This is a genomic window from Methylobacterium thuringiense (genome assembly GCF_022179645.1).
GTDB lineage: Bacteria > Pseudomonadota > Alphaproteobacteria > Rhizobiales > Beijerinckiaceae > Methylobacterium > Methylobacterium thuringiense.
In genome coordinates this window covers 33,210-56,122 of sequence record NZ_BPRA01000007.1, presented here as the reverse complement: position 1 = coordinate 56,122, position 22,913 = coordinate 33,210, and the positions used below count along the sequence as shown (strand labels likewise).

The following is a 22,913-nucleotide window of genomic DNA, read 5'->3' as shown; positions in this document are numbered from 1 at the left end:
CCTTTACGGAATGCCAGCCCGACCGAACCGGAACAGAACCGATGACGAGCGGCCGCCGGAATTCGAGTTCTGCGTCGTCGGGCGACCGGTCTCCGCGCAGGCGATCAATCGCGGCCTCCTCGCCGCATGGAAGGCGAGCGTCGCCTCAGCCGCGGCCGAGGCATGGTCCGCCGAACGCCAGCTGTTTCGTGGCGATGTGGATCTGCGTGTGACGCATTATTCCGAACGCCGCATCGCCGACCGCGACAACCTGCTGAAACCCATTCAGGACGCGCTTCAGGGTGTGGTGATCGAGAACGATCGACAGGTGAAGGACGTGACGTCCAACTGGCGCGACATCGGCGGGCGCTTTACCGTGCGCTACATGTCGATCCCTCTCGCCCTGGCATTTTCGAGCGGCCGCGAGTTCCTGCACGTTCGACTTTGGCGTAGCCCTCATCGCGAGGATCTCGGCTGATGTTGACTGTCGACCGGGCCGTCCAGACGCGCGAGCAGAAGCGCATCGCACGCAAATACGAGATCCTCGGTTACGAGGTCCAAGAGCGGCCGGATGCCGGTCTGTTGCCGGATTTCATGCACGATCTGACGCCCGACATCATCGCGCGCAGCCCATTCGACAACGTCGTGATCGAGGTGAAGCAGCGCGCCGCCCTCGAAGGCTCAAACGATCTCGTCGGATTGGCGGCACGCGTATCGGGTCGATCCGGCTGGAGATTCGAACTTGTCGTCGTCGACGATCGGGACGGCACGCCCGTCGGCGACATAGCGGCGGAACACGAGCGGCTGCTCGCGAAAGTCAACGCTGCGACGCAGGCCGGGCTGACCGACCTCGCCTACGTGTATCTCGCCCAGGCACTCGTCGAAGCCGCTCGCGAGATTGCCGCGAGCCACAGGATCAAGGTCAAGGACAAGACGGACAAGAGCGTGTTTCTCGACCTCGGATTCCGAGGCGTCCTACCGTCCGCGTTGCTCGATCGCTGCCTCGAAGCGATCGCCGGAAGGGACCGCTTCGCCACCGCATCGGGCAGCGATGAACGTCCTTCGGACGCCGAGCTGAAGGACTTATTCGATGTGTATGAGCAGTTGAGGCAGCTCTCCTGAGGTTCGATCGGACCGCAGGCATGGACGCTCACGCCACGCTGCGCTCGATCTCCTCCTCGTCGCAGATCACGCCCGAGACCCCGACGAACTCGGCCTTTGTCGCATAGGCCGCCGGACGGGCCAGCGCTCCGGCGCGGTCGGGTGCGAAAGTGGCGAGAAACGAGCGCATCACGTGGCGCACGCCGGCATCGTTGATGGTGCGCTGATCGTCGTTGTAGTAGCGCCCGGCATTCACGTTGCTGGTGACGACGTCGTAGGCCGGGAAGTAGACCGCGTTCGGGTCCGAGCCGTCGCAGGCCTCGCCCGCCGCGACCCGCAGCACGGATTTCGAGTAGCTGTTCGACTCCATCACGTGGCGGTCCATGTAGGTGGCGATCATCGGCACCGGCGAGACCGTGAAGATCACCCTGGCGCCAGGATTGACGCTGCGCAGCCGCTCGAGGAAGCCGCGCAGGTCGCCGAGCACCTCGGCCGCACCGGCGTTGACGCAGATGTAGAGTTCGGGGTCGAAGCTGCCCCCGGCGACGCCAGGAGCCAGCGGCAGCGCCGCCCCGTCGGCCTTCCAGCGCCAGCCCTCGGTGAGGCCGAGCGTCAGCACGAACACGTCGAGGGTCTCGAACAGGTGGCGCACCTGCGCGAAATGGGTCTCGCGCGCGGCGATCACCTCAGCTTCGCTGGAAAAACCCGCCGGCTCGATGGTCGGGCGGAATGGGTCGACGAAGCGCCCGTCCTCGCGCTGCCAGGATTTCAGCTCGGGCTCGAACCGGCCATACGCCCGGTCGAAGAGCTGCACGAACTGGCGCGTGTAATAGAGGTTGCCGTACCGCGCCGAGAAGGTGCCGAACTGGCGGGCCTCGGCCTCGGCGCGGGGCGTGCCCTCGGGCGCGGTCTCGGTGACGTAATAGTTGAAGCCGGCCTCGCGCAGGGCCTCGGCGACGCGCTGGGCGAAGCAGGAGCCGCCGGTGGCGACGCGATCGTTCGGACCGATCGAGAACGCCGCCTTCGGTCGCGGATCGACCGCGAAGGGCGGCAGGTTGACCACGGCCTTGCGCCAGAATCGCTCGGCCGGTAGATCGCTGTAGGGGTTCGTCGCCACGATCGACCCGTCTCCTCATCCGCAACGGCAGCAGGCCCAGTCACGCCGCAGCCCGGACCCGGACCAGCTCGGCGCGTCGACCGCCCTGACCTTCTCGATCCCATCCTGGGCGACACCGTGGCGCTCCCGCTCGCATGTGCCGCAGCGCAGCGGGCCGCGGATCGCCGTCATCGGCAATTGCCAGGCCGTCGGCACGGCGCAGGTGCTGCGCCTGCTGCTGCCCGACGCGCGGGTCGAGACGCATGCCATCGGCCGCCTGGCGCGGCAGTTCCGCGACCTCGACGGCCTCGTGCGCCATCTTCGCGGTGCTGACCACGTCTTCTCGCACTTCTTCCCCGGCGGCTTCCTGCCCGGCGGCAACGTGCTCGCCTTGCAGACGCGCGTGCCGCATCTGCGGCTTTTTCCGACGATCGTCTTCCCGGCCTTCCACCCCGACCTGGTCTATGTCGGAGACGTGGCGAGCCTCCGGCTGTCGACGCTGGTGCATGGGCCTCTCGGTCCCTCGCATTCGGCGATTGCGCTCTGCGGTTTCCTGGAAGGGCTCGGCGTCACGGCGACGCTCGGGCTCTACACCGACGCCGTGTTCGAGCGGCTCGGCTACGGCCGGGCCTGGGAGGAGGGGGCTGCCCACCTGCTCGCCGCGGCGCGCGAGATGCAGTTCGGGCTGGAGCCGGAATTCGCCCGCTGGTCGCGGCGCGGCTGCTTCATGCACGACGCCCACCACCCCAGGCTTCCGGTGCTCGGCGACATCGCGCGGCGCCTTGCCACCGAGGCTGGCCTGAAGCCGCTCGATCTGAGGGTCGAGGATTACCTGCCCGACACGTTGGTCGACGAGGCGATGTGGCCGGTCTACCCGGCCATCGCGGAGCGTTACGGCGTGCCGGCGCAGACCCTGTTCCGGGCGAGGCCTGTCCGGGGCCGGCCGCCGAGAATGCTCGACCTGCCGGGCTTCGTCTCGGAGAGCTTCGCGGTCTATGCGCGGCTGCCGCGGGAGCGGCTGGTCTGCGCTCGCATCGCGGCATGGCGCGCCGACCCCGGAATCCGCGCGCTGTTCGCCTCAGCCGGCGGCGCGTAGCAGATCGTCCTGGCCAACGGCGCTGGCCATCATGCGGGCGAGCGAGATGATCTCGCGGACCTGGAAGGGCTTGTGCACGAAGATGCTGCCCGAAACCGTGCGCCGCTCGATCTGCGCGACCGTCGAGGCGTAGATCACTGGTCGGCGCGGATGGCGCTCGCGATAGGCGCTCGCGACCTCCCAGCCGTCTATGAGGCCGGGCAGGCTGATGTCGGTGAACAGCCAGTCGATCTCGTCGGCGCGCTGGCGCAGCATGGTCAGCGCCGCTTCGCCGCTCGACGCGGCGAGCACGATGATTCCCTGCTGCTCGCACAGGCTCGTAAGCATATCGAGCAGGAGATAATTGTCCTCGACGATGAGGACGCTCGGCGCGGCAGCCATCGATTCAGACCCGGCTTCAGGAAGTCGCATGACGGCTTCGGAATGGTTAATGTTCGATTAACGCCCGGCGAATAGCGTAGCGATTCCAAGAAGGCGGAGCGGATGATGAACGAGGCGGGCCGGCAATCGGACGGCGCGGATACGACGGTCTGCGATCCCGAGACGCTGGCCGATCTCGCGGACGTGTTCGGACAGGAGCGGCTCGCGTACCTGCTCGGTGGGCTCGATGACGAGATCGTGCTGCGCCTGGAGAGGACGACGGAGGACGCCGTCGGCCTCGGCGCCAACGCCCACGCCCTCGTCTCGGTCAGCGGCACCCTCGGCTTCGCGAGCCTGTCGCGCGCCTGCATGGCGCTGGAACGCGCCTGCCTCGACGGCGGCGACCTCGCCGGGCCGCTGCAGGACGCGCAGGCGGAAGCCGCGCGGGCACGGCCGGTGATCGCGAAACTGCGCGCCGGCAGCGCTTGATCGACGTCTGTTGTTGCGACGCAACAGCAGGCCGCGGCACGGGTCGCCGACACTCTTCGGAGACCGTGTGCGCCGCCGGCCCGCCGCAATGTCGCGCGAAGACCACGAAGCGGTTCAGATGGACCGGCGACGTGTTCGGATCGGGATGGCGGGTGCGGCTGCACACCGCATTCGGCCCCGAACCGGCACACGGAAAGCTCTCGTCAAGGTTGATCGAACCTTCGCTTAACCGCATGGGCCTAAAACGGTCGGGACGAAGCATTTTTGGCGCGGCCGGCACTGGCTCCGAGCGCGCGAGGAGACGAGACCATGTCGAGACCCGCACGCTTCCGTGCCTTGCCGCTTGCCGTCGCGCTCTGCGCGGCGCTGAGCGTCGCAGCCTGCTCCAACGATAAGGACCTCGCGGACGCCTCAGCCTTCGGCGCCGGCGCGGCCACGCCCGGCAGTGCCCAGGACTTCGTGGTGAATGTCGGCGATCGCGTCTTCTTCGAATCCGACTCGACGGACCTGACGCCCACCGCCACCGCCACCCTCGACAAGCAGGCCTCCTGGCTGCAGCGCTACCCGCGCTACACATTCCTGATCGAGGGCCATGCCGACGAGCGCGGCACCCGCGAATACAATTATTCTCTGGGCGCCCGCCGCGCGCAGACGGTCAACGACTACCTCGCCTCGCGCGGCATCGGCGCCAACCGCATGCGCACCGTGTCCTACGGCAAGGAGCGCCCGGTGGCGGTCTGCAACGACATCTCGTGCTGGTCGCAGAACCGCCGCTCCGTGAGCGTCCTCGATGGCGGCCGCGCCGGCTCCTGAGACTGCCTCTGTCATTCCGGGGCCGCGAAGCGGAACCCGGAACCCGCCTGAGATGCGCCGCTGTAGCGGGGCGTCGAGCCCAGTCATGGGTTCCGGGTTCGCCTTCGGCGCCCCGGAATGACGGCGATCAGGCTTGATGGATTGCACCTGCACCTGGAAGCCGCAGTGTCGTAGGCTAAATCCCAGAGCCAGAATCCTGCGGCCCGCGTTTTGCCGCATGACGGGGCTTCTGTTACGGCGCGCGGGCGATCCGCGATCCCGCGCACACGCTCATCGACCGGTGCCCCACGCCATGCTCCGTCGCCTGCTTCTCGTCTCCTCCGTCGCGATCGGCCTCGTCTCAGCGGGGCTTCCGGCCCGTGCGCAGGACGCGGCGGATGTGGTCGTGCGCCTGAACCGCGTCGAGAACGTCACGCGCAATCTCTCGGGCCAGATCGAAACGCTGCAGTACGAGAACCGCCAGCTCAAGGAGCAACTCCGAAAATTCCAGGAGGACGTCGAGTTCCGCCTGCAGGAGGGCAAGGGTGGGGGAGGGGCGCCGAAGCGTGCGCCGAGCGCCGCGCCCGGTACCTCGGGCACGAACCCTGGCGAGGGCCGCCCCGGCAAGCGCGGCGACGCCTTCGACCCCGAGCACAATCCGAGTGCGCCGGGCGCTCCGCGTCAGATCGGCATGGCCGCCCCCTCGGCCCCGCTCGCAAGCCCGCCGCCCGTTGCATTGCCGTCGCCGGTGACCCGCGAGGCCGTGGCCCCGCGTCAGCTTCCGGCCCCGGTCGATTACGAAGGCGCCGACGAGGACCCGGATGCCGGCCCCGGCGCGCCGGTCGATCTGTCGCCGCCGCCTGCCGTCCCGACCACGGGCGCCATCGAGCCGCAGCCCTCGACCAGCATCGCCGCCACCGGCAGCGGCGACGCCAAGGGTGATTTCGAAGCGGCCTACGCGCTGGTGCAGGGCCGCCAATACGAGCAGGCCGAGATGAGCCTGCGCCAGTTCATCCAGTCGCATCCGCGCGACAAGCTGGTGCCGAAGGCGACGTACTGGCTTGGCGAGAGCTACCTGCAGCGCAACCGCTCGCGCGAGGCTGCCGAGCAGTTCCTGAAGGTCTCCACCGACTTCGCCGGATCGGCCGTGGCCCCGGAGGCGATGCTGAAACTCGGCACCTCGCTCAATGCCCTCGGCGCCAAAGCCCAGGCCTGCGCGACGCTGGCCGAGATCGAGCGCAAGTATCCGAGCGCCACGGCCACCGTCCGCCAGGGCGTGGAGCGCGAGCAGAAGCGCGCGCGCTGCGCCGCGTGACCTCTTCGGACGATGGCGGCGGCGACAGGCTCGCCCGCGCCCTCGTCCCCTACCTGATCCCCGATCCAGCTGCAGCAGGTGGCGTCCTGCTCGCGGTATCAGGCGGTCCCGATTCGACGGCGCTGCTGCATGCGGCGGCCGCAGCCGGCGGCGGCATCGCCCTCGCGGTCGCCACCGTCGATCACGGTCTCCGGCCGGAAGCTGCCGGCGAAGCCGAAGCCGTCGCCGCACTCGCAAGGACGCTCGGGCTGCTTCACAGTACCCTCCGGTGGGAGACGCCGCCGCAGGGCGGCATCCAGGCGGCGGCCCGTGCCGCCCGCTACCGGCTGCTCGCCGCCCACGCGGCCGAGATCGGCGCCCGCCGCGTCCTCACCGCCCACACCGCCGACGACCAGGCCGAGACCGTGCTGATGCGCCTCATCGCCGGAAGCGGCCCGGCCGGGCTCGCCGGGATGCGGCGCGAGCGGCCGCTCGCCGAGGGCATCCGCCTCGTGCGGCCCTTCCTCGGCCTGCCGAAGGCCGCCCTCGTCGCCTATTGCGAGGCGCACGCCTTGCCCTTCCTGCGCGACCCCTCGAACGCGGACGACCGCTTCGCGCGGACGCGACTGCGCACCCTCATGCCGCAGCTCGCCACCGAGGGCCTGACGGCGGAGCGGCTCACGCGGCTGGCCGGGCGGCTCGCCCGCGACGAGACGGCGCTCGCGCAGGCGGCGGCCGGCCTGCTCGACAGCGTGCGGCGTCCGGCGCCGTCGGGCACGCTCATCCTCGATGGACAAGCCCTGCTCGCCGCGCCCGAGGCGCTGGCACTCCGCGTGCTGGATCTTGCCCTGGAAGCCGTCCAGCCCGATCCGTGCCTTGCCGTGCCGCGTCGTCTCGAACGGCTGGAAAGGCTCGTCCTCGACGCCCTGCGGCCGGCCCTTGCCAAGGGCGAGCGCCTGCGCCGTACGCTGCGCGGAGCCATGATCGAGACTGCGCCGGACGGCACGATCCGCGTCGCTCCAGCCCCACCGCGGCGGAACTCAGAAGAAGGTTCGTAGCGCAGCCGCGTCGCAGCCCCATGCGATTTACTTGGCAAGGGGGAGGGTGCCGCTTACATTGGCTACGCGTGCCCGACGTGACCGGCCTTCATCGAATGGTGTTCCTATCCGTATCTCCCTGGGGAGAAACGAGAACCGGGATGCCTGCGGTTAGGCAGGTTGCTGCGAGGCAGGAGCGGACGGCCGGCTGCGCTCGTCCTGGGATGATTGGTCGATGAACCCGAACTTCCGCAATTTTGCCCTGTGGGTGGTCATCTTCCTGCTCGTGCTGGCGCTCGTGACCCTGTTCCAGGGCCAGGGTCACCGGGGCGGCGGCAGCGAGATTTCCTACAGCCAGCTGCTGAACGACGCCGATTCCGGAAAGATCCAGTCGGTGGTGATCGCGGGCCAGGACGTCAGCGGCTCCTATGTCGGCGGCGGCAATTTCTCGACCTACGCCCCGAACGACCCGCAACTCGTCACCAAGCTCCAGGGTAAGGGCGTGCAGATCACGGCGCGCCCGCCGTCGGACAACACCCCCTGGTTCATCCAGCTCCTCGTCAGCTGGCTGCCGATCCTCGTCTTCATCGGTGCCTGGATCTTCCTCAGCCGCCAGATGCAGTCAGGGGCGGGACGGGCGATGGGCTTCGGCAAGTCGAAGGCCAAGCTCCTGACCGAGGCCTCCGGCCGCGTCAGCTTCGACGACGTCGCCGGCGTCGAGGAAGCGAAGGAGGATCTGCAGGAGATCGTTGAATTCCTGCGCGACCCCCAGAAGTTCCAGCGGCTCGGCGGCCGCATTCCGCGCGGCGTTCTGCTCGTTGGCCCCCCCGGCACGGGTAAGACGCTGATCGCCCGGGCCGTCGCCGGCGAGGCGAATGTGCCGTTCTTCACGATCTCGGGTTCGGACTTCGTCGAGATGTTCGTCGGCGTCGGCGCATCTCGCGTGCGCGACATGTTCGAGCAGGCCAAGAAGAACGCGCCCTGCATCATCTTCATCGACGAGATCGACGCCGTCGGCCGTCACCGCGGCGCCGGTCTCGGCGGCGGCAACGACGAGCGCGAGCAGACCCTGAACCAGCTCCTCGTCGAGATGGACGGCTTCGAGGCCAACGAGGGCGTCATCATCATCGCGGCGACCAACCGCCCCGACGTGCTCGACCCCGCCCTGCTGCGTCCCGGCCGCTTCGACCGCCAGATCATGGTGCCGAATCCGGACGTCACCGGCCGCGAGCGCATCCTGCGCGTCCACGTCCGCAAGGTACCGCTCGCCCCCGACGTCGACCTCAAGGTGATCGCGCGCGGCACCCCCGGCTTCTCGGGCGCGGATCTGATGAACCTCGTCAACGAGTCGGCTCTCCTGGCCGCGCGTCGCGGCAAGCGCATCGTGACGATGCACGAGTTCGAGGACGCCAAGGACAAGGTGATGATGGGCGCCGAGCGGCGCACCCTTGTCATGACCGAGGACGAGAAGCGGCTCACCGCCTACCACGAAGGCGGCCACGCCATCGTCGCCTTCAACGTGCCGGCCACCGATCCCGTCCACAAGGCGACGATCATCCCGCGCGGCCGGGCACTCGGCATGGTCATGCAGCTGCCCGAGCGCGACAAGCTCTCGATGTCCTTCGAGCAGATGACTTCGCGCCTTGCCATCATGATGGGTGGCCGCATCGCCGAAGAGATGATCTTCGGCAAGGACAAGGTCACCTCGGGTGCCCAGTCCGACATCGAGCAGGCGACCCGGCTCGCCAAGATGATGGTCACGCGCTGGGGCTTCTCGCCGGAACTCGGCACCGTCGCCTACGGCGACAACAACGACGAGGTCTTCCTCGGCATGTCGATGGGCCGCCAGCAGACGGTGTCCGAGGCGACCGCTCAGAAGATCGATGCGGAGGTCCGCCGTCTCGTCGAGAACGGCCTGGAGGACGCCCGCCGCATCCTCGCCGAGAAGAAGGACGACCTCGAGGCGCTGGCCCAGGGGCTGCTCGAATACGAGACGCTCTCGGGCGACGAGATCCGCAAGCTCATCAAGGGCGAGCCGCCGGTACGCGATTCCGGCGACATCCCCTCGACGCCCTCGCGCGGATCGTCCGTCCCCTCCGCCGGCCGCGGCCGGCCGCGGGAGAGCGACGGCGGGCTCGAGCCCTCGCCCCAGCCGCAGGGCTGACGATCGGTCGGCTGACGATCGGTCGAGACCGCTCACGAACGACGAGCCCGCCCTCCGGCGGGCTCGTTCCGTTCGGGCGGGGCCGGGCGAAAGCAACTGCTAACGACGCCTCGCGATTGCCTGCTTTCGGGGTCAGGTCGCAAGCGCCTCTTCAATCTTCGCCGGCACTCTCGCCGCACGGGCACGAGGCCGACGGCCCCCGACAAGAGTTCGTCCGAGCAAGGACGGCCGCGGGGCACCACGAACTGGGATGAGGACCGGATGTCGCGCAAGTATTTCGGCACGGATGGCGTTCGCGGGCGTGCCAACGTCGTGATCACACCGGAGCTGGCGCTCAAGGTCGGACAGGCCGCCGGCCTTGCCTTCCAGCGCGGCGACCACCGCCACCGCGTCGTGATCGGCAAGGACACCCGGCTGTCCGGCTACATGATCGAGACCGCACTGGTGGCGGGCTTCACATCGGTCGGCATGGACGTGATGCTGCTCGGGCCGATGCCGACGCCCGCCGTCGCCATGCTGACCCGCTCCATGCGCGCCGACCTCGGCGTGATGATCTCAGCCTCGCACAATCCGTTCGAGGATAACGGCATCAAGCTGTTCGGCCCGGACGGCTTCAAGCTGTCCGACGACGTCGAGCTCGAGATCGAGGCGCTGATCGACGGCGCGATGACCAAGCATCTCGCCGGCGCGCGCGATCTCGGCCGGGCCAAGCGCATCGAGAGCGTGCATGCCCGCTACATCGAGTTCGCCAAGCGCACCCTGCCGCGCCACGTGACGCTGGAGGGCCTGCGCGTCGTGGTCGACTGCGCCAACGGCGCTGCCTACCGCGTCGCCCCCGAGACCCTGTGGGAGCTCGGCGCGGAAGTCATCGCCATCGGCGTCGAGCCGGACGGCTTCAACATCAACGACGATGTCGGCTCGACGGCCCCTACCGCCCTGATTAACAAGGTGCGCGAGTTGCGCGCCGATGTCGGCATCGCGTTGGACGGTGACGCCGACCGGGTGCTGATCGTCGACGAGAAGGGCCAGAAGGTCGACGGCGACCAGCTCATGGCCGTCGTCGCGCGCTCCTGGCAGGAGGACGAGCGGCTGACGCAGCCGGGCCTCGTCGCGACCATCATGTCCAATCTCGGCCTGGAGCGCTTCCTCGGCGGCCTCGGGCTCAATCTCGCGCGTACCGCCGTCGGCGACCGTTACGTACTCGAGCACATGCGCGAGCACGGCTACAACCTCGGCGGCGAGCAGTCCGGCCACATCATCATGTCGGATTATGCCACCACCGGCGACGGCCTCGTCGCCGCGCTCCAGCTGCTCAGCGTCATCAAGCGCCAGGAGCGGCCGGTGAGCGAGGTCTGCCACTGCTTCGACCCGCTGCCGCAGATCCTCAAGAACGTGCGCTACCGCTCCGGCGAGCCGCTTCGCCAGGATTCTGTCGTCACGGCCATCGCCCATGCCAAGGCGCGCCTCGGCAATGGCGGGCGCTTGGTGATCCGGCCCTCCGGCACCGAGCCGGTGATTCGCGTCATGGCCGAGGGCGACGACCGCGACCTCGTCAACGAGGTCGTCGACGAGGTCGTCGACGCGGTGACCCGCGCCGCCGCCTGAGAGCCGGCCCTCTACCGTCCCGGCCTGCGCCTTTTGCGCATGGGCGGGACCCATGCACCACGACATCGACGACGACTTGAAGAGGATCGCACAACAGGCATCTCAACACTTCGGCAAGCCTAATTTTTTACGTTAAGTGCGATTTAACCTTCCCCGACCATGTTGGACTTCGTTCTCCTCGCCGGCCCTTCGCGGTTTCCGGCACAGTTCGAAGAATGAAGGAAATCCCATGGGCCGCTCCAAGCTTCATGCCTTGGCGCGCTCCCTCACGCTCCTGGCGAGCGTCGGAGCGCCCTGCCTCGCACACGCTGCGGACCTGCTTCCGCCGCCGCCCCCGCCCCCTCCGATTCCCGTCGATGTCGGCGGCGGCTGGTACCTGCGCGGCGATGTCGGCGTCGGTGCGACCCAGTACGAGAAGGTCAGGACCACGCTCGGCACGGGCGGCGCTCTCCCGGCCGGCTACGTGATCGAGAACCGCACCATCGAGGATCAATTCTTCGCAGGCGCCGGTGCCGGCTATCAGTTCAACAGCTTCCTGCGCGGCGACGTCACCGGCGAATACCGCGGCGGTGGCCAGATCCGCTACACCGAGAAGTTCCCTCTCGGCGGCGGCACCGGAATCGACGTCAATTCGGCCAAGTTCCGCTCGATCGTCACCATGGCGAACGGCTATATCGACCTCGGCACGTGGTGGTGCCTGACGCCGTATATCGGCGGCGGCGTCGGCGCGGCCTTCAACCAGGTCAGCGGCTACACCGACCAGGGCGCCGGCTTCGCGGCGGGCGGCTTCGGCACCGCGCCGACCAAGAACACCACCAGCCTCGCCTGGGCGGCCCAGGCCGGCATCACCTACGACGTGACCCCGAACTTCAAGGTCGACGTCGGCTACCGCTACCTCAACATGGGCAACGCCAAGACCGGGACCGTGACCTGCGTCAACGACCCGACCTGCTCCTTCGCGAGCTACAAGGTCAGCGAGATCACCTCGCACGACGTCAAGATCGGCCTGCGCTTCCTCCTCGGCGGCGTCGCGGCCCCGATGCCGATCGCCTACGAGCCCGGTCCCCTAATCACCAAGTACTGATCGCCCTTTCCCGATCGGACGTCGAAACGGCGCGGATGATATCCGCGCCGTTTCTTTTGTGTGCGGCCGCGGGTCTGCCTGGGGCGGGCGAATCATCGATGGCTGTCGCCGCTCGGAAGCTGGTCGACGAGGACCGGTTCCTATGTCTGGAGGCGACGGATCGCCGGAGACCCGCGCGGCCGGCTCACCGGCGCCCTGCCTTCGATCGTGACGGCGAGAACATGTCCCGGGCGCCGGCCGTCACTGGGCAGGTCCCGCATCGTTTCGGGTCGCCGGCAAAAGCCTCTGCGCAACAGACAATTAAGGTTACTCAAGTAAGACGATCCCATGGGCAAGGCACGGTGATCCGTCTTGCTGCCCAAAGGACGATAGCGATGCGTACCCTGACCATCGGTTTCCTGGCCGCCACGACCCTCGGCTGCCTCTCCACCGCCCAAGCCGCCGACCTCGACTACGACTACCTGCGCGGACCGGAGTACGAGCCGGTGACGACGCAGATCATCGATTGGAGCGGCGCCTATGTCGGCGGTCATGGCGGTTATTCGTCTGGTGCTTTCGGCTTCAATAATGTTGCCCAGCAAACCGTCGCCAACAATCTTCGTCAAACGGTGATCGAAAAAGAGCTCAGTGTTTCGTCTTTGCTTCACGTCCAAGACGTACGCAAAGGTGGCAACTCGTTCGGCGCTTTTGCCGGCTACAACTTTCAATTCGATGAGGCTGTGGTAGGCATCGAATTCGATTATACGCGCTTTGATACCCAAGGACTGAGTGGTGACGCGATAGGCCGTCAAGCCGTTACGAGCGATGGTTGGCAGAATTTCTACAGTCTGTCCGACACCTCGACCACCAAAGTGCGAGACTTCGGAACGATTCGAGCGAGGGCCGGGTATGCGATCGAGAACTTCCTTCCGTATGTCACCGGCGGTTTCGCGATAGGCCGTGCACAAATTTCCGACGACGTCGGTATCCAGACCTACGGCTACGATGCGAAGACATATGCAGCGAACAAGGCGCTAACCGACAGTACCAAAGCGGTGACTGTAAACCAGTACGGATACAATCCGACTACCTTCAACCAAAACAACCCCGATGGCAGTAAACCTCTGCCGATGGAGTTTTTTGGGAAATCCAAGACCAAGGTCGTAGGCGGCATCACCCTCGGTGCGGGCCTCGAATACGCGATCACCTCGAACATCCTGCTGCGCGGCGAATACCAGTACGTGCTGCTGAACGACTTCGACGGGCACAAGGTCAACATCAACACCGTCCGTGGCGGCGCGGCCTACAAGTTTTGAGCCAGCCGGCAGCCCCCGATCGCAGGACCGAACCGATGCCGCTGAAGTCCGTCGCCGCCGCCATCTTGGCAAGTCTCGTCATCGCCGGCGCCGCCCGGTCGGAAGGTCATGGCGATCGTACGCGTGAATACGGCCACGGCCGCCACGCCTCCGCGCGGAACATGCCGCCGGAGGTCCGCTACCGCGATCCACGTTACCGCCCGCCGCGCCGCCACGCGCCGCATTTCGGGCCGCCGGCCGACCTGATCCAGGCCTACCTGCCGCGGACCACCGAGACGCCGATGTACAACGAGCCCCCGAGCCGCTTCCCGTCGCGCTGAGACGCGTCCGTCAGACCTTGGCTCTGAGCCGGGCGCGCGCGGCCCGGTGATCGGGCGCGTCGCGAAACGCCCGGTGCATCGCCCGCCAGAGCGGCTTGCGCCGATACTCCACATCGAAGGGCAGCGCCCGCTGGGGCATGCCGTCCGGCCGCCTCCGGGCAGGCGACGCGTTCAGCCACGTATCGGGATCGTAGACGTCCCAGCTCAGCACGTTGAGCACGGCCGCCTCGTCGAGCACCGTGTCTAGGAAGCGCCGGGCGAGGTCGGCGACGCCCCTGTCGCGCGCCGCGATGTCGGCCGGGAAGGCGCGGTCGTCGACGTCGAGCTCGGTGATCTCGATGGCGAGGCCCATGCCGGCGATCTCGCGCAGGAACCTCCGCAGGCGCGTCTGGTCGAGGGGGAGAGTGCTCAGCAGATGCGCCTGGATGCCGAAACGGTCGATCGGCACGCCGCGCCTCAGCAGCCCCTCCAGCGTCTTTAGGATCGCGACGCGGCGCTCGTCGATCCAATCCGCCTGCTGCTCGCAGTCGTTCTCGTTCCAGGTTCCGGCGGCGGCAGGGTCGGCCTCCTTCATCATGCGGAAGGCAAGGTCGACATAGCCGGGGCCGAGGGCGGCGAGCCAGGGCGTCGCCCGCAGGCCGTCGGGCCGGCCGTCGGCGGGCGAGAGGATCTCGTTGACCACGTCCCAGGCTTCGATGGTGCCCGCGTAGCGCCGGGCCATCGCGCCGATCCATTGCCGCAGGAGCAGCTCGGCCCCGGCGGGGCTCTTCGCGGCGAGCGCCGCCTGTGCCCAGGCCGGCAGCGCCTCGTGCCAGACGAGGCAATGGCCGCGCAGGCGCTGGCCGTTGCCGCGGGCGAAGCGCACGGTCTCGTCGGCGCCGGAGAAGTCGAGGACCCCGGGATGCGGAGCGGCGACGTCGAACTTCATGACGTTGTCGCAGACGAGGATACCGCATTCGCGCGCGGCGACGGCGCGCCAGCGCGGATCGCTGCGGAAGCGGGTGATCGGTACCGCCGTTCCGTAGGCGAGCCCCTTGGCGGAGGCCGCCGCCTGCAACCCGTCGGGCCCCCAGGACGGCGCGCCGGACGGACCGAACGGGGAGGGCGCGGCCCTCGCGGCGCCGGTCAGGGCGAGTGCCCCGGCCCCGCCTGCGAGGATCGCGCGACGGCTCGGATCGGGCATCGTCATCGCCGCCGACTCATCGCTCGCCCGCGCTCTCCGGCGGGTGCAGGGCGGCCTGGGTGCTTCCGGACGGGAGGGCGGGCAGCATTGCCTGAAGACCTCTGCGAAGCAGGACGCGCCGGGCCGGCTCCTCGACGGCGAGGTGGACGAGGCTCGCCGCGGCCAGCGACAGCGCGGTCGCGGCGCCGGCCGCCAGCCAGGGAGAAACGCCGGAGATCGCTCCGTGCAGGGTCCGGTCGAGGGTGTTCACGACGGCATAGGCCGGCATGTGGAGGAGATAGAGCGCGAAGGAGATACGCCCCAGGAACACCAGCGGCGCGCTGGCGAGAACACCGCCGCGCAGGTCCGCCCCCGCTAGGATGAGGGGAGCCCAGGCCACCACGGTCAGGCCGTTATGCATCAGCGGCGACGGCACGTACGGCTCGATCACGACGAGGACGAGCGCCGCCAGCGCGGCCGCGGCCAGGAACGGGCCGGCACGGCCGCGGGCCGTGGCGGCCTGGGCTTCGGATGCCGGCCGGCGCATCCGCCGCCACCCCGCGAACAGCACGAGGCCGGCGATGAACTCGGGCAGGCGCAGCAGCGGATTGTACTTGATGCCCTGCGCGAGCAGCACCGCCATGGTGCCGGCCGGCTCGGGCTCGATCAACGAGACGCCCGGCGCGTAACGGCTCCAGAGCAGCGTGCAGAACGCGCCGAACACCGCCCAGAGCCCAAGCGCGGCCAGCGCGTAGTCTGCGGGGCGGCGCAGCACCAGCGGCAGCAGCAGCGGGAACAGCAGGTAGAAGAATGCCTCCACCGAGATCGACCAGCTCGCGCAGTTGAGCGAGCAGGCGGCGCCCGGCACCCAGGCATGGAGGCCGAGCGGAGCCAGCACGGCGCCCGAGGCGATCAGCCATTTCAGCGGCGGTTCGGTCTTCAGCACCCAGGCGACGAACCAGGGCAGGCTGATCGCCAGCGAGAGCAGGAAGGCGGGATAGACCCGAGAGACACGCGCCCACAGGTAGCGCCTCCGCACGAGCCGGTCTCCGAAATCGACCGCATGGTAGGTGTAGGCGAGGATGAAGCCCGACAGGACGAAGAAGAACGTCACGCCGGTATGGCCGAGCAGGATCACCGTGTGCCGCGGCGCGTCGGGGAAGAAGAAGCGGTCGTAGTGGAACACCAGCACGTAGAACGCCGCGAAGAAGCGCAGCGAGGTCAGGACGGGCAGCGGCGTGGTCGCCGGATGGGCGCGGGCCGGCGGTTCGCCGGTCTTCGGTTCGGCGGCCCGCGCTCCGAAGCTTCTGAAGAGACCCATCGTCCGGTTCCATCCCAGACCATGATCGCCGGGAGCGGGCCGCGCCGGATGCGGGCAGCCTGCCGGTCTCGGGCCGGTCGTTCCATCCGCTCGGGTTGCCATCTCCCCGCGCATCCGATCAGCCCTGCACGGTGCGGTACGAGGCGCGCAGCCGCAGGCCGAACACGGCGAGCATGAACATGCAGCAGATCGCGGCGCTCGGCGTGTAGAGCACCGATTCGAAGGAGCCGCCGGCCAGCGCCAGCAGCCATAGCCGCAGGAAATAGAGCGTCGCCGGATCGATCCGGCCTGCCGGCGCGATGCGCTGCAGGTCGCGCAGGGGCGCGACCACGAAGGCGGCGAGCGTCATGACGAGGCCTGGCAGCCCCATGATCAAGCCGACGTCGAGATAGGTGTTGTGCGCCTGGCTGGTCTTGGTGACCCAGCTCAGGGCATCCGAGGTGCCGAACCGCGTGCGCTCGGTTCCCCAGAAGGCGCCGAAGCCCCAGCCGAAGACCGGCCGCTCCGCGATATGGCTGGCGGCGAACTCCCAGATCTCGGTGCGGCCGGTGAACGAGGTGTCCGGCAGGATGCCGTGCAGCCCGTCGCGGATCGGCGGGAAGAATACCGAACCGAGCGAGAACAGCGAGACCAGGGCCACCGGCCCGAGCAGGATCGCCGCGCGCAGCCAGCGGCTGCGCACGAGCCCGCAGAGGCTCGGCGCCAGGATGATGAAGGGCAGGAGCGCGATCACCGATTTCGAGTTGGCGGCCGCGAGGAACACGGCCGCGAGCAGCACGATGGTGATGCCCCAGAACCGGCTCAGGGCGGAGGCCACGAACAGGCCGGTGAGGATCATCAGCGCCATCGCGCCGCCGGCCTCGTTCTTATGCGCGAAGATGCCGCGCCAGAGGCCCTCGTGCTCGGGCTCGTTGATCAGGTCGAAATCGGCCGAATGGATCGCGAGTTGCGGCAGGAAGGCGACCGCGAGGTAGGATGCGGCCAGGATGATCAGCGCGGCGATGGCGAGCGTCAGCGCGAACTGGCGCACCGAGCGCATCACCACCGGGATGCCGGCCGCCAGCATGGTGACGATCGCGAAGAGCAGGAACCGGCGGATCGAGAGCAGCGGCTCGACGGAGGTGAGCAGGGTCAGTCCCATCCAGCCGGCCAGCACGACCAGCGGCCAGGTCAGCAGCGGGCGCAGCTTGTCGATGCCGAGCTGCCGCAGCGCCGCCGCCATGGCGAATCCGAGCGCGAGGAAGACGACCTGCGTCGTCCAGCTGCCGGCGGTGGAGGTCTCGAGAATGTCGCGGTCGCTGAGGTCGGCCAGCGGCGCGTGGTTCCAGAACGCGAGGATGCAGGCGCCGACGAGCGCGATGCGCAGGGCATCCGGAACCTCGCCGCGTGCCCGGGTGGCGGACACGAGGGCGGCGGGCGCACGGCCCTTCGTGAAAAACTCAACCGCCGACGCCACGCTTCGGCCTCATCGCACGACCGACGGCGCGAGACCGCGCTGGCCGATCCGGGAACGGATGCAGACTAGCGCAGAATACCTTTCGGAAAGGCAGCGGCCCGGATCTTGTGCCCAACTAACCGATCGTAAGGTTGACGGGCACGGCCGGGCATTCCGGCGGCGAAGCAGCTTCGAGGCTGCCGGAAGGCGCATCACCGGCCGGTCGCCCGGTCCGGCGTTTCCTCCGTGGAGGGCGCGGGATCGCCGGCGACCTTGCGGCGCAGGTCGCTGAACCAGGCCGGCGCGGCGGAGGTCCCGTCGCCGACCACCACGGTGGCCGTCATGCCGGCGACTAGCGTCACGCCCGGCGGCACCGCGTCGATGCGGATGCGGACCGGCACGCGCTGCGCTAGGCGCACCCAGGTATAGACCGGGTCGACGTTGGGCAGGCCCTGCGTGCTCGGGGCGGCGTTGGCCGTCGAGATGCCGAGGGTCACGCTCTCCACCGTGCCGCGCAGCGACGCGCCATACCCCATCAGCGCCATCTCCGTGGGAGCGCCGACGCGGATATGGGCCATCTTCGTCTCCTCGAAGTAGCCGTCGATCCAGAAGCTGTCGGTGTCGATCACGCGGACATTGGGGGTGCCGGTCGTGGCGTAGTCGCCGACGCGCATCAGCAGGTTGGTGACCCGGCCATTCACGGGCGACCGCACCGTCGTGCGTTCGAAGTTGATCTTCGCCTGCGACAGTTGCGCCTTCGCCGTATCGAGCGCGGCCTCGGCAATCTTCGCGGTGCCGGCATATTGCTGCTTCTCCTCGACCGAGGTCGAGACCGTGGTAAGCGCCTGCCGCCGGGCCGATTGCGCGTTCTTGACCTGCAGGTCGGCCTCGCGGTTCTTGATCTCGGCCTCGGCCGACGCGATCGCGACCTGGAAGTCGAACGGGTCGATCACGTAGAGCACGTCGCCCTTCTTCACGGGCTGGTTGTCGACGACCTTGACCGAGACGATCGAGCCCGAGACCTGCGGGGCGATGTTGGCGACCTGCACGCGCACCCGCCCGTCGCGGGTCCAGGGCGCGGTGACGTAGAACTCCCAGACCACGAAGGCGGCCACCGCCGCCGCCGCCAGGATCACGCCGGTGGCGGCGAGGCGGAACAGCTTGGCGGCCCGCCCGCGCCGCGCAGGCGACGGAGGCTCGGCCTCGATCGCCGGCGGATCGTCGGGGGGCGCCTGCCGGGCGCCATCGGAAGTCTTCGGGTCGTCCTCGTCGGCCATGGGGCGGTATCCGCGGTCAGGAGAGCCGTTCTCGCGATCTCCGCGTCACGGGAGACGGCTCGGTGTCATCGGGTTGGGCGCATTCTCTTCATGCGAACCGGAAGCCGATCCGTTCGAGAATACTCTCGGGGCCGTCAAAAAAGCAGGATCAGGAGGGCGAGCACGCAGACGTAGAGGCCGGCCTCGGCGATCGGCGCATTCGCGACGTAGCGGCTGAACCGGATCTTCCGGAAGACGATCCGCAGCAGGATGAGGATGACCAGCGCGCCGATCGCGTAGGCGACGAAGGGCGAGAGCAGGACGCCGCCGATCTGGAGTTCGTGACGCATGGCCGTCAGCTACTCGGCAGGGCGAGGCGGCGGAAGAAGCGCCCGTGCCGCTGGATGACCTGCGAGGCGGTCGCCAGGTCGGTCGCGGCGCGGGCGATCCGCAGGCGGGTCTCGCGGTCCTCACGGCCCCCGGCCCTGATCATGGCGCGAGCCGCATCCTCCAGGCCCCAGGCGTTGCCGCGGGCGAGCGCCTCGCGTCCGCGCCGAATGCTCGCCCTGAGCCCCTTGGCGCACCAGAGCAGTCGCATCTGCGCGTGTGCCCGTGCGGCCGAAGATTCGAGGCGCGACAGGGCGAAGGCGTGGGCGAGGCTCGCGCGCCGCACGGCGCCGCTGCCCGAGTTCCATTGCGAGAACTGGAACAGGCGGTCCGCGTTCAGGCTGGTGCGGGTGGTGGCGTCGCCTCCTTCGCCGACCAGGGCGTCGGCGGTGTCGCGGCGGGCCTCTTCGAGGGCGTAGAACCGGTGCTGCGAATTCGAGATCGGCAGGACGAGCCGCACGACGAGGAACAGGATCACCGCCGCGGCGACCACGAGATAGGCGTTCATCAGGAAGGTCTGGGGATCGTAGAGCTGCGGGTTGGCCGGCGAGAGCAGCACCGGCGTGAACACCAGCGAGATGAAGCCCACGGTGAACGTCTTCGGATTCAGCGAGAGGAAGCAGCCGAAGAACACCACCGGCGCCATGGCGATGGCGAGCAGCGGAAAGCCCTGGTTGCCGTTGAGGAACACGAACAGGACGATGCCCGCGAACAGGGCCGCGAGCGGCATCCCCATCAGCACGCCGATCGCGAACTTCTTCGGGTCGGGCGTCACGGAGGAGAGCGCGGCGGTCGCCGAGACCTGGACCAGGGCGAAGGACGCCTGCGGCAGGCCCGCGAGGATGAACACGCCGGCCGCAACGCCGAAGGCGATGGCGACGCGCAGGGCCGCACGCAGTGCCACCGGGAAATCGCGATGCGTCGGCAGGGCGACGTCGCGCAGCGGCTTATGCCCGTCCGAGAGGGCGCGCAGGCCGTCGTCGGCGAAGGTGACGGCGTTGTGCAGGTCGAGCGCCCGCTGCAGCGCCATGGTCTCGTCGAGGGAGCGCGCCGGATCGCGGATCGCCTCTTCGACGAGGTCGCGCAGCCGGGCGTCGTCCCGGTTCAGCTGTTCGGCACCCGGCTCCGTGACATCGCCGGTGACGGCGCGCAGGCAGAGTGCGCGCGCCTCCACCACGGCCGGCGTCGGCCGGCGGATCCGGTCGCAGGCGAGGGCGAGGCCACGGCTCGCGGCGCCCGTCACGTAGAGGGCGGCAATGGCGCTGCGCGCACCGGAGGCGCGGTTCCGTCCGTCGTCGAGTTCGCCCCCGATCGCGCTGGTCTCGGCCCGCATCGCCGCGATCGTCCGGATCAGGGCCGCCGTCCGCTCGTCGCCGGGATCGCCGTTCGCGAGGGCGTCGCGGACGAAGGCGCGGGCCGCGCCGAAAGCATTCGCCAGGGTCGGGCGCAGGGTGCGCCACGTGCTGGGCGAGGCCAACGCATCGTTGATGAAGGTGATCGCCACGATGCCGATGGCGATGGCCGCCACCCGCCCGAGTGCCGCGTCGAAGGTGTTCTGCGGCGCGTCGATGTTGGCGAGCGCGATGATGCCGACCGTGTAGCCGGAGAGCATCGCGCCATAGGCGCGGGTATCCTGAAGGTATTGCGCCACGAAGACGCAGAGGCCGAGCCAGACCGTGAAGGACACGAGCAGGAGCACCCGGTCCTCATTGAACAAACCCGTCAGCACGATCGCGACCACGCCGCCGACGATCGTGCCGAGGAAACGGTAGCCCGCCTTGGAGAGCGCCTGTCCGCGCTTGGGCTGCGCCAGGATGGCGACGCAGACCGCGGCGGAGGACGCGCTCTCGATCTGGAGCCAGAACGCGGCGTAGAGGGCGAGCATCATCGCCAGCCAGATCCGTAGGCCGAACAGCCAGGCGGCCGGCGGCGGTACGATCGCATCGAGCCGGTCGATCAGGCGGTCGGCGAGGGGCGGGGACGCGGCGGTCACACGGCGTCCTCGCGCGTCAGATCGACGACGCCGGGGCCCTCGGACGCGGCGAGATGCGCCACGCGCGCCTGCCACAGGCACAGCAGCGGCGTGACCCCGAGCTCGACCACGAGGGCACCGAGCATGACGAGGGACGGCAGACCCGTCAGGTAGAGGCCGAGCAAGCGCGAAAGGCCGCCGAGCACCACCACCAGGGTGAGGAAGCGAAACAGCCCCGTCTTGTGCTCGATCCCCGGCACGCAGGTGAGGAACAGGATGCCGATGCCGGTGAGCAGGCCCGACAAATAGCGGAAGTGGCTGTCCGCCGAGATGTTGACGATGCGGTCGGTGCCGATGCCGTCGATGCCGAAAAGCACGCCGTAGAGCCCCGCCGCGACCGGCAGGAGCGCCACGACCGAGACAACCCGCTGCAACAGCCGCCGCTCACCCTGCATCGTGCATGTCCTCGCCCGTCGTCGGTCCCGGCAGGCAACGCCCGATTGCGGCCACGGTTCGCCCCGGGGCGCCGGTCAGGCCTTCGGTTCTTTCAGGCGCTTCACGCACTTGCTGTAGAATTGCGGCCATGTGGGCCCCTTGGCGGTCTTGTCGGCGGTCGACAGGCCGCGCCATTCGGTGCCGCAGCGCTTCTGCCGCTCGCGGGCGGGCGACAGGGCTGCGTCCCTGTCGCGGGCGGAGGCGGGCGGCCGGGCCGGCTCGCGGGCCAGGGCCGGGCCGGCAAGACAGAGCACCGCAGCGAACAGGGCGGCGACACGAAGCGACATTCCGGCAACCTCAGCATGAAAAATCCCCGCGCCTGCGCGCAGGGATCGGCAATCACAGCCGCAACGACGGGGAAAGGGCAAGGCCAGAAACGGCTTGCCCGCATCGGAGTTGCATCGGGATCCGCCGCTGCGACGCCGCGATCCGCCTGTTCACGCCGTGACGAATGCGGTCTACTCCGCGCGATCGGTAGGCCCGCCGGAACGGGCGGCGGGCCGGATCGCGGAGCAGGCCATGGCGCAGACGACAGCCGGTGTGATCGACGTGCACACCTGGAGCACGCCGAACGGCTGGAAGATTCCGATCATGCTGGAGGAATGCGGGCTGCCCTACCGGGTGGTGCCGGTGAACATCGGCAAGGGCGAACAGATGGCGCCCGACTTCCTGGCGATCTCGCCCAACAACAAGATTCCGGCGATCGTCGATCCCGACGGGCCCGGCGGTCAGCCGATCACGGTCTTCGAATCCGGGGCGATCCTGCAATATCTCGGGCGCAAGACCGGCTGCCTCTACCCCACCGACGAGCGCGTCCGCGTGGCGGTGGACGAGTGGCTGTTCTGGCAGGTCGGCGGCCTCGGGCCGATGCTCGGCCAGGCCCATCATTTCCGGATCTACGCCAAGGAGAAGATCCCCTACGCCGTGGAGCGCTACACCGAGGAGGCGAAGCGTCTCTACGGCGTGCTCGACCGCCGCCTCGACGGCCGCGACCACCTCGCCGGCGACTACTCCATCGCCGACATCGCGACGCTGACCTGGGCGAAATTTCACGAGAAGCAGGGCATCGACACCGCGGCCTACCCGAACGTCGGACGCTGGCTCGACACGGTACTCGCGCGGCCTGCCGTCCAGCGGGGGCTAGCCGCGATCTGACCGCGCTCGTCCACGCTG

23 protein-coding genes are annotated in these 22,913 nt (G+C 68.8%); 13 read left to right on the top strand and 10 right to left on the bottom strand.

The genetic code is table 11. The features are described 5' to 3' along the window. Positions 1-10: 10 nt before the first annotated feature. Both MFF07_RS08435 and MFF07_RS08430 read left to right on the top strand, forming a co-directional pair. Positions 11-457: a RusA family crossover junction endodeoxyribonuclease gene (locus tag MFF07_RS08435; protein ID WP_147819296.1), complete on the top strand. Its 447-nt coding sequence runs from the start codon at positions 11-13 to the stop codon at positions 455-457. Continuing rightward, complete coding sequence (locus tag MFF07_RS08430; RefSeq protein ID WP_147819298.1) at positions 457-1,101, top strand: hypothetical protein; 645 nt, start codon at positions 457-459, stop codon at positions 1,099-1,101. Before MFF07_RS08435 ends, MFF07_RS08430 begins: the two co-directional genes overlap by 1 nt. A 28-nt stretch (positions 1,102-1,129) precedes the next feature. On the opposite strand, the gene MFF07_RS08425 is transcribed toward MFF07_RS08430, so the two are convergent. Then, positions 1,130-2,197: a GSCFA domain-containing protein gene (locus tag MFF07_RS08425; protein ID WP_147819300.1), complete on the bottom strand. Its 1,068-nt coding sequence runs from the start codon at positions 2,195-2,197 to the stop codon at positions 1,130-1,132. A 136-nt stretch (positions 2,198-2,333) separates the two neighbouring features. On the opposite strand from MFF07_RS08425, the gene MFF07_RS08420 reads away from it, so the two are divergent. After that, a complete protein-coding gene (locus tag MFF07_RS08420) occupies positions 2,334-3,272 on the top strand; it encodes a WcbI family polysaccharide biosynthesis putative acetyltransferase (protein WP_238231556.1) in 939 nt (312 codons plus the stop codon). On the opposite strand, the gene MFF07_RS08415 is transcribed toward MFF07_RS08420, so the two are convergent. Then, the gene (locus MFF07_RS08415) at positions 3,255-3,653 is read right to left on the bottom strand and encodes a response regulator (RefSeq protein WP_147819302.1); all 399 of its coding nucleotides are present in this window, start codon (positions 3,651-3,653) and stop codon (positions 3,255-3,257) included. The two genes, MFF07_RS08420 and MFF07_RS08415, sit on opposite strands and share 18 nt — an antisense overlap. Before the next feature lie 105 nt (positions 3,654-3,758). Between MFF07_RS08415 and MFF07_RS08410 the strand changes: the two genes are divergently transcribed. The 9 genes from MFF07_RS08410 to MFF07_RS08370 all read left to right on the top strand — a co-directional run bounded on the left by MFF07_RS08410 (position 3,759) and on the right by MFF07_RS08370 (position 13,712). Then, positions 3,759-4,121 (top strand): Hpt domain-containing protein, encoded by a 363-nt coding sequence (locus MFF07_RS08410; RefSeq protein WP_147819304.1) that lies wholly within the window; start codon positions 3,759-3,761, stop codon positions 4,119-4,121. 309 nt (positions 4,122-4,430) lie between these two features. Next, the gene (gene pal, locus MFF07_RS08405; protein ID WP_147819306.1) at positions 4,431-4,934 is read left to right on the top strand and encodes a peptidoglycan-associated lipoprotein Pal; all 504 of its coding nucleotides are present in this window, start codon (positions 4,431-4,433) and stop codon (positions 4,932-4,934) included. Positions 4,935-5,226: 292 nt separating this feature from the next. Then, positions 5,227-6,228: a tol-pal system protein YbgF gene (ybgF, locus tag MFF07_RS08400; RefSeq protein ID WP_147819308.1), complete on the top strand. Its 1,002-nt coding sequence runs from the start codon at positions 5,227-5,229 to the stop codon at positions 6,226-6,228. Further along, the gene (gene tilS, locus MFF07_RS08395; RefSeq protein WP_238231554.1) at positions 6,225-7,265 is read left to right on the top strand and encodes a tRNA lysidine(34) synthetase TilS; all 1,041 of its coding nucleotides are present in this window, start codon (positions 6,225-6,227) and stop codon (positions 7,263-7,265) included. Before ybgF ends, tilS begins: the two co-directional genes overlap by 4 nt. Before the next feature lie 214 nt (positions 7,266-7,479). After that, positions 7,480-9,408, top strand: a complete 1,929-nt coding sequence (ftsH, locus tag MFF07_RS08390) for an ATP-dependent zinc metalloprotease FtsH (protein WP_147818986.1) — start codon at positions 7,480-7,482, stop codon at positions 9,406-9,408. 261 nt (positions 9,409-9,669) lie between these two features. After that, positions 9,670-11,013 (top strand): phosphoglucosamine mutase, encoded by a 1,344-nt coding sequence (gene glmM, locus MFF07_RS08385; RefSeq protein ID WP_147818988.1) that lies wholly within the window; start codon positions 9,670-9,672, stop codon positions 11,011-11,013. A gap of 229 nt (positions 11,014-11,242) precedes the next feature. Beyond that, positions 11,243-12,097, top strand: a complete 855-nt coding sequence (locus MFF07_RS08380) for an outer membrane protein (protein ID WP_147818990.1) — start codon at positions 11,243-11,245, stop codon at positions 12,095-12,097. A gap of 374 nt (positions 12,098-12,471) precedes the next feature. Further along, positions 12,472-13,392, top strand: a complete 921-nt coding sequence (locus tag MFF07_RS08375; protein WP_238231552.1) for an outer membrane protein — start codon at positions 12,472-12,474, stop codon at positions 13,390-13,392. Between the two features lie 35 nt (positions 13,393-13,427). Then, on the top strand, positions 13,428-13,712 hold the full coding sequence (locus MFF07_RS08370) for a hypothetical protein (protein ID WP_147818994.1): 285 nt from the start codon (positions 13,428-13,430) through the stop codon (positions 13,710-13,712). Between the two features lie 10 nt (positions 13,713-13,722). Here MFF07_RS08370 and MFF07_RS08365 read toward each other — a convergent pair whose 3' ends face one another. The 8 genes from MFF07_RS08365 to MFF07_RS08330 all read right to left on the bottom strand — a co-directional run bounded on the left by MFF07_RS08365 (position 13,723) and on the right by MFF07_RS08330 (position 22,027). Then, complete coding sequence (locus tag MFF07_RS08365) at positions 13,723-14,901, bottom strand: endo-1,4-beta-xylanase (RefSeq protein ID WP_238231550.1); 1,179 nt, start codon at positions 14,899-14,901, stop codon at positions 13,723-13,725. A 10-nt stretch (positions 14,902-14,911) separates the two neighbouring features. Continuing rightward, a complete protein-coding gene (locus MFF07_RS08360) occupies positions 14,912-16,195 on the bottom strand; it encodes an acyltransferase family protein (protein ID WP_238231548.1) in 1,284 nt (427 codons plus the stop codon). Positions 16,196-16,313: 118 nt separating this feature from the next. Beyond that, positions 16,314-17,651 carry an O-antigen ligase family protein gene (locus tag MFF07_RS08355; RefSeq protein ID WP_147818997.1) on the bottom strand — a complete coding sequence of 446 codons (1,338 nt, stop codon included), beginning with the start codon at positions 17,649-17,651 and terminating at the stop codon, positions 16,314-16,316. Between the two features lie 191 nt (positions 17,652-17,842). Next, on the bottom strand, positions 17,843-18,907 hold the full coding sequence (locus tag MFF07_RS08350) for an efflux RND transporter periplasmic adaptor subunit (protein ID WP_238231546.1): 1,065 nt from the start codon (positions 18,905-18,907) through the stop codon (positions 17,843-17,845). 134 nt (positions 18,908-19,041) lie between these two features. Beyond that, positions 19,042-19,236: a DUF1656 domain-containing protein gene (locus MFF07_RS08345; protein ID WP_147819001.1), complete on the bottom strand. Its 195-nt coding sequence runs from the start codon at positions 19,234-19,236 to the stop codon at positions 19,042-19,044. 5 nt (positions 19,237-19,241) lie between these two features. Next, positions 19,242-21,266: an FUSC family protein gene (locus tag MFF07_RS08340; RefSeq protein WP_147819003.1), complete on the bottom strand. Its 2,025-nt coding sequence runs from the start codon at positions 21,264-21,266 to the stop codon at positions 19,242-19,244. After that, positions 21,263-21,700 (bottom strand): DUF4345 domain-containing protein, encoded by a 438-nt coding sequence (locus MFF07_RS08335; protein WP_147819005.1) that lies wholly within the window; start codon positions 21,698-21,700, stop codon positions 21,263-21,265. Before MFF07_RS08335 ends, MFF07_RS08340 begins: the two co-directional genes overlap by 4 nt. A gap of 75 nt (positions 21,701-21,775) precedes the next feature. Continuing rightward, positions 21,776-22,027 carry a hypothetical protein gene (locus MFF07_RS08330; RefSeq protein ID WP_238231543.1) on the bottom strand — a complete coding sequence of 84 codons (252 nt, stop codon included), beginning with the start codon at positions 22,025-22,027 and terminating at the stop codon, positions 21,776-21,778. A 232-nt stretch (positions 22,028-22,259) separates the two neighbouring features. Between MFF07_RS08330 and MFF07_RS08325 the strand changes: the two genes are divergently transcribed. Beyond that, positions 22,260-22,895 (top strand): glutathione S-transferase N-terminal domain-containing protein, encoded by a 636-nt coding sequence (locus MFF07_RS08325; protein WP_147817847.1) that lies wholly within the window; start codon positions 22,260-22,262, stop codon positions 22,893-22,895. Positions 22,896-22,913: the final 18 nt, after the last annotated feature.

Bases quoted from the DNA above. Each gene is read 5' to 3' on its own strand.
- MFF07_RS08435 (WP_147819296.1), top strand. From the start codon at position 11: ATGCCAGCCCGACCGAACCGGAACAGAACCGATGACGAGCGGCCGCCG.
- MFF07_RS08430 (WP_147819298.1), top strand. From the start codon at position 457: ATGTTGACTGTCGACCGGGCCGTCCAGACGCGCGAGCAGAAGCGCATC.
- MFF07_RS08415 (WP_147819302.1), bottom strand. From the start codon at position 3,653: ATGGCTGCCGCGCCGAGCGTCCTCATCGTCGAGGACAATTATCTCCTG.
- MFF07_RS08410 (WP_147819304.1), top strand. From the start codon at position 3,759: ATGAACGAGGCGGGCCGGCAATCGGACGGCGCGGATACGACGGTCTGC.
- pal (WP_147819306.1), top strand. From the start codon at position 4,431: ATGTCGAGACCCGCACGCTTCCGTGCCTTGCCGCTTGCCGTCGCGCTC.
- ybgF (WP_147819308.1), top strand. From the start codon at position 5,227: ATGCTCCGTCGCCTGCTTCTCGTCTCCTCCGTCGCGATCGGCCTCGTC.
- ftsH (WP_147818986.1), top strand. From the start codon at position 7,480: ATGAACCCGAACTTCCGCAATTTTGCCCTGTGGGTGGTCATCTTCCTG.
- glmM (WP_147818988.1), top strand. From the start codon at position 9,670: ATGTCGCGCAAGTATTTCGGCACGGATGGCGTTCGCGGGCGTGCCAAC.
- MFF07_RS08380 (WP_147818990.1), top strand. From the start codon at position 11,243: ATGGGCCGCTCCAAGCTTCATGCCTTGGCGCGCTCCCTCACGCTCCTG.
- MFF07_RS08375 (WP_238231552.1), top strand. From the start codon at position 12,472: ATGCGTACCCTGACCATCGGTTTCCTGGCCGCCACGACCCTCGGCTGC.
- MFF07_RS08370 (WP_147818994.1), top strand. From the start codon at position 13,428: ATGCCGCTGAAGTCCGTCGCCGCCGCCATCTTGGCAAGTCTCGTCATC.
- MFF07_RS08365 (WP_238231550.1), bottom strand. From the start codon at position 14,901: ATGACGATGCCCGATCCGAGCCGTCGCGCGATCCTCGCAGGCGGGGCC.
- MFF07_RS08360 (WP_238231548.1), bottom strand. From the start codon at position 16,195: ATGGGTCTCTTCAGAAGCTTCGGAGCGCGGGCCGCCGAACCGAAGACC.
- MFF07_RS08350 (WP_238231546.1), bottom strand. From the start codon at position 18,907: ATGGCCGACGAGGACGACCCGAAGACTTCCGATGGCGCCCGGCAGGCG.
- MFF07_RS08345 (WP_147819001.1), bottom strand. From the start codon at position 19,236: ATGCGTCACGAACTCCAGATCGGCGGCGTCCTGCTCTCGCCCTTCGTC.
- MFF07_RS08335 (WP_147819005.1), bottom strand. From the start codon at position 21,700: ATGCAGGGTGAGCGGCGGCTGTTGCAGCGGGTTGTCTCGGTCGTGGCG.
- MFF07_RS08330 (WP_238231543.1), bottom strand. From the start codon at position 22,027: ATGTCGCTTCGTGTCGCCGCCCTGTTCGCTGCGGTGCTCTGTCTTGCC.
- MFF07_RS08325 (WP_147817847.1), top strand. From the start codon at position 22,260: ATGGCGCAGACGACAGCCGGTGTGATCGACGTGCACACCTGGAGCACG.